At 68.9% G+C, this 13,831-nt stretch carries 9 protein-coding genes; 1 reads left to right on the top strand and 8 read right to left on the bottom strand.

The window, feature by feature from the left end:
* Window positions 1–37: 37 nt before the first annotated feature.
* From DDF62_RS14935 to DDF62_RS14920, 4 genes are all read right to left on the bottom strand, one after another.
* Window positions 38–2,368, bottom strand: a complete 2,331-nt coding sequence (locus DDF62_RS14935) for an acyl-CoA dehydrogenase (protein ID WP_116489826.1) — start codon at window positions 2,366–2,368, stop codon at window positions 38–40.
* A 142-nt stretch (window positions 2,369–2,510) separates the two neighbouring features.
* Window positions 2,511–4,091, bottom strand: coding sequence for a malate synthase A (gene aceB, locus DDF62_RS14930; protein ID WP_116489825.1), 1,581 nt, complete (start codon window positions 4,089–4,091; stop codon window positions 2,511–2,513).
* Between the two features lie 246 nt (window positions 4,092–4,337).
* Complete coding sequence (locus tag DDF62_RS14925) at window positions 4,338–4,574, bottom strand: hypothetical protein (RefSeq protein ID WP_425267054.1); 237 nt, start codon at window positions 4,572–4,574, stop codon at window positions 4,338–4,340.
* Between the two features lie 66 nt (window positions 4,575–4,640).
* Entirely contained in the window at window positions 4,641–6,254 is a 1,614-nt protein-coding gene (locus DDF62_RS14920; protein WP_116489824.1) for an isocitrate lyase, read from the bottom strand.
* A 160-nt stretch (window positions 6,255–6,414) separates the two neighbouring features.
* Between DDF62_RS14920 and DDF62_RS14915 the strand changes: the two genes are divergently transcribed.
* Window positions 6,415–7,836 (top strand): helix-turn-helix domain-containing protein, encoded by a 1,422-nt coding sequence (locus tag DDF62_RS14915; protein ID WP_116489823.1) that lies wholly within the window; start codon window positions 6,415–6,417, stop codon window positions 7,834–7,836.
* 4 nt (window positions 7,837–7,840) lie between these two features.
* On the opposite strand, the gene DDF62_RS14910 is transcribed toward DDF62_RS14915, so the two are convergent.
* The 4 genes from DDF62_RS14910 to DDF62_RS14895 form a co-directional block, all read right to left on the bottom strand.
* A complete protein-coding gene (locus DDF62_RS14910; RefSeq protein ID WP_116489822.1) occupies window positions 7,841–8,941 on the bottom strand; it encodes a pectinesterase family protein in 1,101 nt (366 codons plus the stop codon).
* 89 nt (window positions 8,942–9,030) lie between these two features.
* The gene (locus DDF62_RS14905) at window positions 9,031–12,090 is read right to left on the bottom strand and encodes a TonB-dependent receptor (protein ID WP_116489821.1); all 3,060 of its coding nucleotides are present in this window, start codon (window positions 12,088–12,090) and stop codon (window positions 9,031–9,033) included.
* Between the two features lie 134 nt (window positions 12,091–12,224).
* Window positions 12,225–13,181, bottom strand: a complete 957-nt coding sequence (locus DDF62_RS14900) for a FecR family protein (RefSeq protein ID WP_116489820.1) — start codon at window positions 13,179–13,181, stop codon at window positions 12,225–12,227.
* Window positions 13,156–13,737 carry an RNA polymerase sigma factor gene (locus DDF62_RS14895; protein WP_116489858.1) on the bottom strand — a complete coding sequence of 194 codons (582 nt, stop codon included), beginning with the start codon at window positions 13,735–13,737 and terminating at the stop codon, window positions 13,156–13,158. Before DDF62_RS14895 ends, DDF62_RS14900 begins: the two co-directional genes overlap by 26 nt.
* Window positions 13,738–13,831: the final 94 nt, after the last annotated feature.

Here is a 13,831-nt window from a genome sequence, read left to right as displayed (position 1 = left end):
CGTTCACCGGGTTGAAGCGCTCAAGCTCGCCACCGGCTCACAAGCGGACTTCGAAACTGCGCGCCTCGCCCTGACCCGGTCGCTCGGGACCCTCGCCGTCGCCCTGGACGCGGGCGCGCCTGTCGCTGACCGCGTCGGGCCGGGCCTCCGCCCGAGCCCAGGTGGCCAGGCCGTCATGGGCGAAGTCGTCGACGGCGATCACCTCGGCCACGGCCTTGTCGGCGGCTTGCAGCTCCGCGATCTCGGCGGGGGAGACCAGCCCCCGCTCGGCGGCGATCTTCCAGTCGCGGATCTTCTGGGCCTTGAGGCGATCGTGGATCGGCTGGGTCGCCACCACGCGCTCGAAGGCGTCGATCAGTTGGCCGACCGCCTGGTCCTTGCCGCCGACATAGACGTTCTCCACGAGGCGATCGCGGGTGTCGGACGGATGCAGCAGCAGCTCGGCGCAGGCCTGGGTGACCTTGTCCGACGGCCCGCGACGATGGACGCCGAACGGCAGGATCGCCGCCCGCAGCAGCCAGGCGGCCGGGCGGTTGGGCAGGTTGGCGAACACCTCGTCGAAGCGCTGCTCGATGGTGGCGAAGGCGGTGTCGGCGCACCATTGCAGTAGCGGGAAGTCGGCGTCGTGGCGCCCCTCGTCCTCCCAGCGCTTCAGCGCGCCCGACAGGAAGTAGAGCTCGGAGAGAATGTCGCCCAGGCGGGCCGACAGCATCTCCTTGCGCTTGAGGTCGCCGCCCAGGGTCAAAAGGGCGATGTCAGACGCCAGTGCGAAGCCGGCGCTGTAGCGGCCGGCCTGGCGGTAGAAGCGCCTGGCGCGGCCGGCGTCCGGGGCCGGCGACAGTGCGCCATTGGTCCAGCTGCGGGCGAAGGTGCGGATGCCGTTGCGCAGGGCGTGGGCCACGTGGCTCCAGAACGCCTCGTCGAAGTCCTCCAGGCCCTTCTCGGGATCGGCCTCGCCCAGGGCCAGGATCTCGCGGAGCATGTAGGGATGCGCGCGGATCGCACCCTGGCCGAAGACCATCAGGCTGCGGGTCAGGATATTGGCGCCCTCGACGGTGATGCCGACCGGGATCGCCCGGTACTGCGCGCCCATGTAGTTGCGCGGCCCTTCGATGATCGCCTTGCCGCCGTGGACGTCCATGGCGTCGTTGACCACCACCCGCATGCGCTCGGTGGCGCCGGACTTCAGGAGGGCCGAGATCACCGACGGATGCTTGCCCAGGTCGAGGCCCGCGCAGGTCAGGCGGCGGGCGCCGTCGACGAGATAGGCGTTGCCGGCGATGCGGGCCAGGCGCTCCTGCACGCCCTCGAACTTGCCGATCGCGACGCCGAACTGCTGGCGCACGCGGGCGTAAGAGCCCGTCGTCAGGGCGCTGAAGGCCGCCGCGGCGCCCGACAGCGCCGGCAGCGAAATGCCGCGCCCGGCCGCCAGGGCCGTCATCAGCATCTTCCACCCCTGCCCCACCCGCTCGGCGCCGCCGATGACGAGGTCCATGGGAATGAAGACGTCCTTGCCCCAGTTGGGACCGTTCTGGAACGTCTGGAAGGCCGGCAGGTGGCGGCGGCCGATCTCGACGCCGGGCGTGGTCGTAGGCACCAGGGCGCAGGTGATGCCGATGTCTTCGTCATCGCCCAGCAGATGATCGGGGTCGCGCAGCTTGAAGGCCAGGCCCAGCACCGTGCAGACGGGGCCTAGGGTGATGTAGCGCTTGTGCCAGTTGAGGCGGATGCCCAGGACTTCAAGTCCCTCCCAGGTTCCGCGGCAGACCACGCCCTCGTCGACCATGGCCGAGGCGTCCGAGCCGGCTTCGGGGCTGGTCAGGCCAAAGGCGGGGATCTCGCGCCCGTCGGCCAGCCGCGGCAGCCAGTGATCCTGCTGGGCCCTGGTCCCGAACCGCATGATCAGTTCGCCCGGACCCAGCGAGTTGGGCACCATCGTCGTCACCGCCGCCGAGACCGAACGGGTGGCGATGCGACGCACCACCTCGGCGTGGCCGTAGGCCGAGAAACCCAGGCCGCCGTACTGCTTGGGGATGATCATCCCGAAGAACTTGTTTTCCTTCAGGAAGGTCCAGACCTCCGGCGACAGGTCGCGGGTCTCCCAGGTCATGGTCCATTCGTCGACCATGGCGCAGAGCTTCTCGACCGGGCCGTCGATGAAGGCCTGCTCGTCGGGGCGTAGCTGGGGCCTGGGGAACGACAGGAGCTCGTTCCAGTCGGGGTCGCCGGTGAACAGCGCCGCGTCCCACCAGACGTCGCCGGCGTCGATGGCGTCGCGCTCGGTCTGGGACAGGGCCGGCAGCACGCCTTGGGCCCACTGGAAGATCGGTCGGGTGAGGAGATCCCGGCGCAGGGAGGAGATGGTCATGACGAGACGCCCGCCTTGTTACTGGTCGAGCGTCAAACGCGCCGGGGCTCGCATGGCTCCGGCTTTTCGGGGTCTTACGTGTCGGTAGGGCGACGCAACGCGACGGCGCTCCGGGGGATGGAGCGCCGCCGCCGCGCCGGTGTCAGCCGATCAACTCATAGGCCGGAAGGGTCAGGAACTCCTCCAGCGTGTCGGACAGCACCATGCGGGTGAAGAGGTGAGCGGCCTCCTCCAGGCGCGGCGAGCCGAACTCGCGGCGCAGGTCGCCCATCTCCTGGGTGAACAGGCTGATGAACAGCTCCGAGGTCAGCACCCGGCCATCGTCGAGCTCGGCGGCCAGGCGCACCCACTGCCAAAGCTGCGTGCGGCAGATTTCGGCGGTCGCGGCGTCCTCCATCAGGTTGTAGAGCGGCGCCGCGCCGCGGCCCTCCAGCCAGGCCTGGGTGTATCGCACGCCCACCCGGATCGCCTCGCGCGCGCCCGTCTCGGTGCGGGCGCCGTCGTGCAGCTCCAGCATCTGGGCTTGCGTGATCTCCAGGCCCTCCAGGGTCTTGTCGAGCTGGTTGGGCGTCGGCATCAGGCGGTTGAAGACCTCCATGGCCACCGGCACGAGGTCGGGGTGGGCGACCCAGGTGCCGTCGTGGCCGGCGCCGGCCTCGCGTTCCTTGTCGGCGCGGACCTTGGCGAAGGCGGCCAGGTTGGCGGCCTCGTCGCCCTTGATCGGGATCTGGGCCGCCATGCCGCCCATCGCGAACGCGCCCCGGCGGTGGCAGGTCTGGATCAGCTTCAGCGAATAGGCGCCGAGGAAGGCCTTGCCCATGACCATGGCCGAGCGGTCCGGCGTCAGGAAAGCGGGTGTGCGGCCCAGGCGCTTGATGAACGAGAAGATGTAGTCCCAGCGGCCGCAGTTGAGGCCGACGATGTGGTCCTTCAGCTCGAACAGGATCTCGTCCATCTCGAAGGCGGCCGGGATCGTCTCGATCAGGACCGTGGCCTTGAACGTGCCGACGGGCAGGCCCAGCGCCTCCTGGGCGCGGACGAAGACCTCGTTCCAGAGACGCGCCTCCAGGTGGCTCTCCAGCTTGGGCAGGTAGAAGTACGGGCCCGAGCCTTGCTCGATCGCCGCGCGGACGTTGTGGAAGACATAGAGGCCGAAGTCGAACAGAGCGCCGGCGACAGGCGCGCCGTCGACTTCGAGGTGGCGTTCGGGAAGGTGCCAGCCGCGCGGCCGGACCTTCAGGACGGCCGGGTTGGCTCCCAGCGCGTAAGCCTTTCCGGACTTCGGATCGACGTGGTCCAAGACGCCGTTCCAGCGGTCCTTCAGGTTGACCTGGCCTTCGACGACATTGGCCCAGGTGGGGGCCGTGGCGTCCTCGAAGTCGGCCATGAACACCTTCGCCCCGCAGTTGAGGGCGTTGATGATCATCTTGCGGTCGACCGGCCCGGTGATCTCGACGCGACGATCGAGCAGGTCGGCCGGGATCGGGGCGACGCGCCAGTCGGCGGCGCGGACGTGCGAGGTCTGCGCCAGAAAATCGGGCAGTTCGCCGGCGTCGAAGCGGGCCTGACGCGCCTGGCGAGCGGCCAGCAGCTCGCGCCGGCGGCCGTCGAAGCGGCGGTGCAGGTCGGCCACGAAGGCCACGGCCTCAGGCGTGAGGATCTCTACCGCACGACCCTCGATCGGGCCGAGGATCTGGACGTTGGCGGCGATGTCGAGAGGCATGGCGTGTTCCGTGGTGTTTGGACGCGGACTTGGGAAGAGGTCTATCGGATGCGGTCTGCGCACCCAAGTCGAAGCCGGAGCCCAGGGACCGCCGCGCGGAGCCGGCCACCGCGAAGAAGCCTCGACGCCGCGCGGCGATCCCTGGGTCCCGGATGGGGCTTGCGCGCCCTCCGGGATGACGATTGCAGTGTGGCGGGCGAGAGGAGGAAGCAGGCGCCTCCCCTCGCCCGCGGGCGCCCGAGCGTCTTACGCGCTCTTGGGGGCTTCGTTGGCGCGGATGGTCGGGACGATCTGGTCGCCCCAATTGCCCGAGCCGTCATGGTGGCGCGAGGTGCGCACCAGTTCCACCGAGTAACCGGCCTCGATGGCGCGGCGGACGGCTTCGTTGAGGCGGTGCGAGGCCTCGGCGAGGCGGTCCACGGCGCGATCCTGGGCCGTCGAATCCGGCATCGCGGCCGGAGCGAATTGCGTGACGTTGGTCATGGCGTTCTCTCCTGTAGGTTTTCGCCAGTGGGGGTGAAGTGGGGGTTATCGGTTTCGGACGCCGAGCTATTCGGCGGCGAACTGGTTCATGGTGTTGGCGTGGCCGCCGGCCTTCAGGGCCCGCTCGCCGCCGACCATTTCCTTGAAGGTGTCGCCGAGGTCGGAGCCGACCTCGTGCTGGTGCTTCACGGCCGAGACCCCGCGACGGATCTCCTCGCGCTGCACCGAATTGACGTAGGCCTGCATCCGCTGGTCGCCGAAGTAGCCGCGCGACAGCTCGTCGACGCTCTTGGCGGTCAGGTGGAAGGTCGGCAGGGTGATCAGGTTGTGGAACACCCCGGCGCGGGCCGAGATGTCGACCTGGAAGCGGGCCAGGCGATCGTCGGCCTCGCGGCCCAGATCCGTCGCGTCGTACTCGGCCGACATCAGGACGTTGCCGTCGGGATAGGAGTCCTCGTGGATCTTGCCCTCGGCGATCCACTGGGCGCGGACCTGCTTGCGCAGGTTCAGGGTCCAGTTGAACGACGGCGAGTTGTTGTAGGTCAGCTTGGCGTTCGGCACGGCCTTGCGGACCTCGGCCACCATCGAGGCGATCTCGTCGACATTGGGCGTATCGGTCTCGATCCACAGAAGGTCGGCGCCGCCTTGCGTCAGGTTGGCGATGCAGTCCTCGATGACCCGGGCGCGGCCCGTGCCGTCCTGGAAGGCGAACAGGCCGTTGGCCATGCGCACCGGCTTGACGAAGGCGCCGTCCTTCATGATCGCGATCTCGCCGTCGCGCAGCGGGTTCTCGGGCGTGATGGCCTCGGTCTTCAGCCACTTGATGTATTCGGCGGCCAGATCGCCCTCGCCCTGGCTGACCGGGACCTTCTGGGTCAGACCCGCGCCCAGGCTGTCGGTGCGGGCGACGATGACGCCCTCGTCGACGCCCAGCTCCTCGAAGGCCAGGCGGCAGGCGCGCAGCTTCTCGATGAAGTCCTCGCGCGGCACGGTGACCTTGCCGTCCTGGTGGCCGCACTGCTTGGCGTCGCTGACCTGGTTCTCGATCTGCAGGCAGCAGGCGCCGGCCTTGATCATCTCCTTGGCCAGCAGATAGGTGGCGTGCTCGTTGCCGAAGCCGGCGTCGATGTCGGCGATGATCGGAACGACGTGGGTCTCGAACCCGTCGATGGCCTTGATCGCGGCCTGCTCGGCGACCTGGTCTCCGGCCTTGCGGGCCGTGCTCAGAGCCTTGAAGAGGTCGTTGATCGCCACTTCGTCGGCCTGGCGCAGCGAGACGTAGATCTCTTCGATGAGATCAACGACGGACGTCTTCTCGTGCATCGACTGGTCCGGCAGGTGGCCGAAGCGGTTACGCAGGCCTGCGACCATCCAGCCCGACAGGTAGACGTAGGCGCCCTTGGTCGTGCCGCGCAGGCGCTTGACCGACTTGATCATCTGCTGGGCGTGGAAGCCCGACCAGCAGCCCAGCGACTGGGTGAACTTGCTGCTATCGGCGTCATAGGCGGCCATGTCGGCGCGCATGACGACGGCCATCTCGCGAGCGATGTCCAGGTGGGTGTTGAAGGTGTTCTGCAGCTTCAGCTGGATGATGTCGTCGATGGCGACGCCGCCGGGCGTCACGCCTTGCGGATAGCGGGCGATAAGGTCCTGGCGGTGCTCGGCGTAGGTCTTGCGCATGGTCGTCTCTTCTTCCCCATCGGGGCCCGCTTGTTGGGAGGCGGGCTGTAAGCTGTGACAGGGAGCTAACGCCGATGCGGCAAGGCGGTCGAACCTATTGAAGACGATTTGTCACAAATCGACTTTGTGTATTTTGTAAATTCGTGACAACGTGACAGACATGGTCACGACCGACAAAAAGCTGTTCCTGGGCGGGCGCCTCAAGCGCCTCCGCCGCGACCTGGGCGTCACCCAGAGCCGCATGGCCGACGAGCTGGGCGTCTCGCCCAGCTACCTGAACCTGCTGGAGCGCAACCAGCGGCCGGTGACGGCCCAGATGCTGCTACGGCTGGCCGAAGCCTACGACCTGGATCTGCGCACCCTGTCGGCCGACGATCCGGGCGGCGGCGCGGGGCTGGAAGAGGTTCTGGCCGACAAGATGTTCGCCGACCTGGGCCTGGGCCGGCACGAGGTGGCGGAAGTCGCCGAACTGTCGCCGGGCCTGGCCGAGGCCATGGCCCGCCTCTACCGCGCCTATCTCGATCGCGGCCGGATGATCGACCTGGGCGCCTTCGAGCGTCCCGACGGCACGCCGGCGGCCTCGTCGTCGCCGACCGACTGGGTGCGCGACCTCGTCGGCTCGCAGCGCAACCACTTCGCCGAGCTGGAGACGGCGGCCGAGGCCATCGTCGCGGCGCTGGACGCCGACCTGCAGGACCTGGGGCCGGCCGTGCGTGAGCGCCTGGTCGCCCGCCACGGCATCCAGACGCGAGTGATGCCGGCCGAGGTCATGGCCGGCTCGCTGCGCCGCTACGACCACCACCGCAAGCGCCTGATGGTGTCTGAGACCCTGGCCCCGGCCAGCCGCATCTTCGCCATGTGCTATCAGCTGGGCCTGATGGAGGCGCCCGAGGCGCTGACGCGCCTGGCCGACCGCTTCGCCGCGCCCGACCGCGCCACGCGCCAACTGCTGAAGGTGTTCCTCGACAACTACCTCGCCGCGGCGATCATGATGCCGTACGAGCCGTTCCACGCTGCCATGGAGGCCAGCGGCTACGACATCGAGCGGGTGCGACCGCGCTTCGGCGTCAGCTACGAGCAGGCCGCCCAGCGCCTGACGACCCTGAGCCGTCCCGGCGCGCGGGGGATCCCGTTCTTCATGATGCGACTGGACGCGGCGGGGAACATCTCCAAGCGTTTCGCCGCCGGCCCCTTCCCGTTCTCGCGCTTCGGCGGCGCCTGCCCGCGCTGGAACGTCCACGACAGCTTCAAGACCCCCGGCCGCATCGTCACCCAGGTGATCGAGACGCCCGACAGCGAGCGCTACTTCACCCTGTCGCGCACCGTGCGGCGGACCTCGGGCCTGCAGGCCGGGCTGGAGGACGAGCTGGTCATCGGCCTGGGCTGCGAGCTGAAGTTCGCGAGCAAGCTGGCCGCCTCGCGCGGGCTCGACATCGCCTCGCCGCTGGCGGTGGAGATCGGGCCGTCGTGCCGGATCTGCGAGCGGCCGGCCTGTCCGCAGCGCGCCGCGGCTCCGATCAACCGCACCCTGCTGGTGGAAGAGGCCAGCAAGTCGGTGACGCCCTTCCCGTTCGCGCGCTGAGACCTCAGACGCGCCAGCCGGCCAGCACGGCGTCGACGCTCATCGCCCTGGCCTCGGCGGCGCTCAAGGCTCGACCGCGCTGGAACGCGGCCGCGCCGGGCCCTTTCGAGCCGTACTGCGAGAAGCGAACGTCCTCAGGCTGCAGCATTGTGCGCGGATTGCCGTCCTTGCCGGTGTACCACATCTGCGTCCAGCCCTCCGGGGCCACGTGGTCGTCCATCCAGCAATCGATGAAGGCGCTGGCTCCGACGAATTTCGGATCGCCGTAGCGCCCGTCGGGGAACTGACTGGAAGGCCGCCAGGGCCGTCCCAGATAGACCGAGCGGCTTGCCGTACCCGGCGCCTTGGTCAGGCGACAGTCCTTGAACACGAAGCCGAAAGGCTGGTCGATCGGCGTGCTGGGCGCAACGACATAGCCGTCGACCGGATCGACCGGCCGCGGCAGCGAGCGGATCTCGCAGTCCCTGAAGAACGCCCTGCCCGCCCCGAAGATGAAGTCGTAGCTGCCGGCGATCAGGCAGCGCTCGAACAGGCTGCGGCCCGCGTCCGGGAACAGGGTGTCCTGATAGCTGAGGATGTCGACTTGCGTCAGCCGCGCCCGGTCGCTGCCCTTGTCCAGCATCAGGGCCACGGCCTGCGGGCCGCCGCCGTCGTGCGAGTGCAGGCCGTCAGGCCTGGTCATCTCGCCCAGGCCGTCGAAGGCGTTGCGGATGGTCAGATTGCGAGCGGCGAAGTCCGGCGCACGGACGAACAGGGTCGGCGTGCGGAACGTGCCCCAGCGCTTGCCATCGGGCGCGGTCAGGCCGGAGGCGGCCAGGTGGGTGATGATCGAGCTCGTGCGGCTTTCGCCGACCAGGTGAATGAACGGCTTTTCGATCACGACCTGCTCGTCGAAAGCGCCCCTGGTCACCAGGATGCGGAAGGGTCGCGTTCCACTGGCCGGCGCGGCGGCCACGGCGGCCGACAGCTTCTCGTAGGTCGGGGCCGGAAACCGGCGCGGATCGTCGGGGCGCTTGAGCACGGCGTCATAGCGCGGCGCGGCCGAGGCGGCGCCAGGAAGCAGCAGAATCCCGGCCGCCACGGCCCGTCGCGAAACCATCGTCATCGAAGCCTCGAAAGAAAAAGAGCGGGCGCCGGCCGGGAGGGACGGCCGACGCCCAACATTCCCCCGGGAGGAGGAAGGTTCGCTCCGGCCTAGAAGGAGTACCTCAGGCCGAAGTTGTACTGCCGTCCGGTGTGCGAATAGACGTAGATGCTGTCACGCACGCTGTCGGTATACTGCTCGTTGAAGGCGTCGGTCAGGTTCAACCCCTCGAAGGTGACCTTCAGGCGCTTGTTGATCTGGTACGAGGCCGAGGCGTCGACGGTGAAGGTGTCGCGCACGCCGTCAATGTCGTTGGTCGAGGTGCCGCTGGGCACGGCGGTCAGGTACTTGTCGCGATAGGCGCCGGAGACGCGGGCGCTGAACCTGCTGTCCTCGTAGTAGAGGGTGGCGTTGAAGGCGTTCTTCGACAGCCCCACCAGGTCGTTCTGCACGAAGCCGGTGGCCGAGCGCGACGAGATGTAGTCGATCTTGGAGTCGACGATCGTGACATTGAAGATCACACCCGTGTGGCGCAGCGGGCCCGGCAGGAAGCTGAACGGCTGCTGGTAGCTGATCTCGATCCCCTTCAGCGGGCCGCCCTCGGTGTTGACCGGTTTGCTGAACAGGAAGGTGTCGTTGGCCGACACGCCGGCTAGGCCGTCGAGCAGGCTGGTCGGCAGGCCGGAGGCGGCGAAGGTCTGCGAGATCCGCTGCGTCTGGATGTAGCTGTCGATGTCCTTGTAGAACAGGCCGACCGACAGCAGGGCGTCCTTGGCGAAGTACCATTCGGCCGACAGGTCGTAGGTCGTGGCCCGGATCGGATCCAGATACGGGTTGCCCGAGCTGACGCTGAACACGCCCACGACGCTCAGGCTGCCGCCCGGCGTCAGGCTGCCCAGGTTCGGACGGGTCATGACCTTGGCCGCGCCGAAGCGCAGCAGAAGGTCGGGCGTGACCTCGGCGGTGAGGTTCAGGGCCGGCAGCACGTCCTCGTACTCGCGATCGACCGTGGCCTGCTGGGCCGCGCCGGACACCAGCTGGTAGCCGGTCGAGCTCTGCTCGGTCTTGACGTAGCGCACGCCGACGTCGCCGCGGATCGGCCAGGCGAAGCGATCTGAGTTGAAGTCCAGCTGCACATAGGCGGCGGTGTCCTTCTCCTCGACGCTGCGGATGTTGCCGCGGGCGTTGGCGTTGCTGGCGCCCGACAGCTCGAACAGGCCCGTGCCGCTGTAGATGTCGAACAGCTTGGCGAAGGCGTTCAGGTCCGGCGCGGCCCAGCTGGTGGGATAGCCCGAGCCGCCGAGGTTCTTGCCGAAACCGCTGACCAGGTTGGTCAGGCCGGCCAGGGTGACGCCGGCCGGCAGGGTCGGCACGACGGACTCGTTGACCCGAGCCAAAGCCCAGGAGTCGAACTCGTACTTCTTGAGGTTCACGCCCGCCTTCAGGCGGAAGGTGTCGTTGAGCTCGTAGTCGCCGTCGATCTGGGCGGTCTGGATGGTGTTGGTCACGCCCTGTGGCCGCAGCCGGATCTCCGAGCGCGCCGCGCCGAAATTGTAGGCCAGCGGGTCGGTGACATCGAAGCCGAAATTCATCGCCGGCAGCTTGGCGTTGTTTCGATCGTCGTACGAGAAGCCGTCGGCGTTCTCGCGGTTGAGGATCACCGTCGTCTGGATCGGATTGTCGAAGTCCGACTTCGAGAAGCCGACTAGGCCCGTCACCTTGAAGCGGTCCGAGAAGCGGTGTTCGACCGTGAAGGTGCCCTGGGTGTACCTGGTGTCGAGCTTGTCGAAGCGGGTCTCGCTCTCGACGTCGACGTCGTCGAACAGGCCGTAGACCATGTCGCCCTTGGCGTTGACGACGCCGTCGCGGACGATGATCTCGGGCCGGCCGCCCTGGGCGGCGTTGCGGGCGAAGGACAGGGCTTCCAGCCAGTTCTCGGTGCGGGTGGCCTTGAAGTCCGAATAGAGGAAATCGGCCGTGACCAGGGTCTTCTCGTCAGGCCGGAATTGCAGCGAGCTGGTGATCCCCAGGCGCTTCTGATCGTGGGTCAGGCGGCCGTAGCGCGGGAAGCGCGGGGTGAACACGCTGGCCGAGCTGGCCTGGGTGAAGGTCGAGGCCGGGCTGAAGCCGCCGACCTCCGTGCCGTTCAGCCAGCCGCCGGAGCCGTGGCCCTCTTCCAGCAGGTTGCGCTCGGTGTAGGCCACCGACACGAGGGCGCCGAGCTTGCCGTCGGCCCAGGTGTTGGAGGCCAGCAGCGCAAAGCGCGGGTCCCAGCTTTCCGACAGGTCGTTGTAGCCCTGCTGGGCCGAGACCACGAGCGTCGCCCCCTTATAGTCGAACGGCCGGCCGGTCTGCAGGTCGACGGTGGCGCCCAGCGAGCCTTCCTCGGTCGAGGCCGAGGCGGTCTTGCGCACGGTGATGCTGTTGAAGAGCTCCGAGGCGAAGACGTTGAAGTCGAACGAGCGGTTGCGATTGGCGCCGCCCGAGCTGTCGGTTCCGCTGGCCGTGCTCTGCCCCTCGACGCCGTTGATGCGCACGCGGGTGAACTGCGGGCCCAGGCCTCGGACCGTGATCTGGCGGCCTTCGCCGGCGTCGCGGGCGATCGACACGCCCGGCACGCGCTGGATGGACTCGGCGAGGTTGGCGTCCGGGAAGTCGGCGATGTCCTCGGCCTTGATCACGTCGACCACGCCGCTGGTGCGCTTCTTGATGTTCAGGGCGCTGCCCAGGCTGGCGCGGAAGCCGGTGACGACCACCTCCTCGACGGCCGCCGGCTCCTCGATGGTGTCGCCGACGGGCTCGGACTGCTGCGGGATGGCGACCGGCGCGGTCGAGGCCAGTTGCACCGAACCCTTCTGGCCCAGCACCGCGGTGCGGCCGTCGTTCGAGACGATGGTCAGGTTGGCGCCGTCCAGCAGGCGCGAAAGGCCTTCGGAGACGGTATAGGTCCCGCGCACGGCGTTGACCCGCTTGCCCTGGACGGCCGCCTGCGGGGCCAGGATCTGCAGGTCGGCCTGCTTGCCGAACTGGGGAATGCCGGTGGCCGCGGCCTGGGCCGGCACGTCGAACTTGCGCGTCTGGGCCTGGGCCTGGCTGCTTGCCAGCACCGCGGCGGCGCCCGCCGCCAGCATCAGGGCCGATTTTCCGTAGACGTCTCGCGGATAACCCATTCCGCGCCCTCCCTATTGTTTGTTTCGCACGGCGCTTCTGGGAGCGCCTGTCTTGAGCGATGGGCGGGAAACCGGTTTCCGTCAGAGCGCCGCGAAAATTGTTCGAACGCCATCCTCCGTGGACGGCCAAATCCCTATTCGGCCAGGGGCGCGAGCGACTGCACGAGGATGGCGTCGCCGCGCACCGTCACCCGCGCGCCAAAGCTGGAAGCGGCGGCGCGGGCGAAGCTTTCAGGCTCGTTGGTGCGGAACCAGCCGACCAGCTTCTGCTCGGCCAGGGCCGGATCGGCGATGACGATCTTGCGGGCGTTGTAGCGGTTGAACTCCTCGGCGGCCGCGCCGAAGGCTTCGCCGTCCAGCACGATCTGGCCCTCGCGCCAGGCCAGCTCGCGGGTGATCTCCAGCGACGCCGGCACGGGCCGGGCCGCGCCGGCGGCGTCCGAAGCGAAAACCCGCTCGCCGGCGGTCACGCGGCGCGGGGCCTCGCCGGCCCCTTCCGACCAGACCTCGACCACGCCCTCGGTGACCAGCACCTCGCAGCCGCCGTCGCGGCGACGGACGGAGAAGGCGGTGCCGACCGCCCTCACCCGCACCGGACCGCTCTCGACCACGAACGGCCGCTCGGCGTCCTTGGCGACCTGGAACCAGGCCTCGCCTCGGTCGAGCCGCACCTCGCGCCTGCGCGGCTTCATGGCCACCTCAAGCGTGGTGTCGGTGTTGATCGCGGCCAGCGAGCCGTCGGCCAGCGGCACGCGGCGGATCTCGCCAACGGCGGTGCCATAGCGGGCGGCCAGCAGGCGCGGCGCTACGACCACGGCGACGCAGGCGGCCGCCGCGACGCCCAGGCCAGCCAGCAGCCCACGGCGATCGATGCGCTGACGCGCCTTCGACGACGCCTCGTTTCCGCCGAGCGCGCGACCGCGATCCAGCAAGCCCCAGGCCGCCTGGGCGCGCACGAAGGCGCCCTGGCGGCGCGTGTCGCCCGCCAGCCAGGCCTCCAGCTCGGCCGGGTCCAGATCCCCGCGATCGGCGCGCACCACCCATCGGGCGGCGGCCGCCTCGATGTCAGCGGCGCTTTCGCGTTCGGTCATGCGTACTCGGCCTCCTCGCGGCCGCGGTTTCTTCGGTTTCACCCTCGGCGAGGGCGGCGAGGATGGCGCGCAGCCCCCTCACGGATTCGTTCTCGACCACGTTCTCTGTCACGCCCATGCGGCGGGCGATCTCGCGTTGCGGCAGCCCCTCGATCTTGCGCATCTCGAAGATCCGGCGGCAGCGGTCGGGCAAGGCGGCGATCAGCCGCCGCACCCGCTCCAACTCGCGCCGCCCGCCGGCGATGCGCTCGGGCGAAGGCTCGTCCAGTTCGATGTTCAGCGCGTCGATTTCCGTCACCGTGTCGATGTGCACCACCCGCGCCCGCCGCAGTTGCTCCAGCGCGACGCTGCGGGCGGCCTGGAACAGGTAGGCCCTCGGCTCGCCGATGTGATCGACGTGGGAGAGCCCGGCCAGGCGGCAGTAGGTCTCCTGCACGATGTCGTCGACGTCGCCGGCCGTGGCGAAGGCCCGCCGCAGCCAGGCGCGCAGGTCAGCCTCATGGGGCAGGATTTCCCGCCCGATCCAAGCCACGACGCGCGCACGCCCCTCCGACACCGTTTCCGTCCCACCCACTCTGGTCGAGTTGTTCTGGAGGGAGCGATGCACGGGCGCGAAACTTCCGTCAAACCCGGCGCGATTTTCTTCGAGG

Source organism: Caulobacter radicis, from assembly GCF_003094615.1.
Taxonomy (GTDB): domain Bacteria; phylum Pseudomonadota; class Alphaproteobacteria; order Caulobacterales; family Caulobacteraceae; genus Caulobacter; species Caulobacter radicis.
This window is presented reverse-complemented; position numbering and strand designations above follow the sequence as displayed.

Excerpts from the sequence above, each read along its gene's own strand:
- DDF62_RS14925 (WP_425267054.1), bottom strand. The coding sequence starts at position 4,574 with ATGACCAACGTCACGCAATTCGCTCCGGCCGCGATGCCGGATTCGACG.
- DDF62_RS14905 (WP_116489821.1), bottom strand. The coding sequence starts at position 12,090 with ATGGGTTATCCGCGAGACGTCTACGGAAAATCGGCCCTGATGCTGGCG.
- aceB (WP_116489825.1), bottom strand. The coding sequence starts at position 4,091 with ATGCCTCTCGACATCGCCGCCAACGTCCAGATCCTCGGCCCGATCGAG.
- DDF62_RS14900 (WP_116489820.1), bottom strand. The coding sequence starts at position 13,181 with ATGACCGAACGCGAAAGCGCCGCTGACATCGAGGCGGCCGCCGCCCGA.
- DDF62_RS14935 (WP_116489826.1), bottom strand. The coding sequence starts at position 2,368 with ATGACCATCTCCTCCCTGCGCCGGGATCTCCTCACCCGACCGATCTTC.
- DDF62_RS14920 (WP_116489824.1), bottom strand. The coding sequence starts at position 6,254 with ATGCGCAAGACCTACGCCGAGCACCGCCAGGACCTTATCGCCCGCTAT.
- DDF62_RS14915 (WP_116489823.1), top strand. The coding sequence starts at position 6,415 with ATGGTCACGACCGACAAAAAGCTGTTCCTGGGCGGGCGCCTCAAGCGC.
- DDF62_RS14910 (WP_116489822.1), bottom strand. The coding sequence starts at position 8,941 with ATGACGATGGTTTCGCGACGGGCCGTGGCGGCCGGGATTCTGCTGCTT.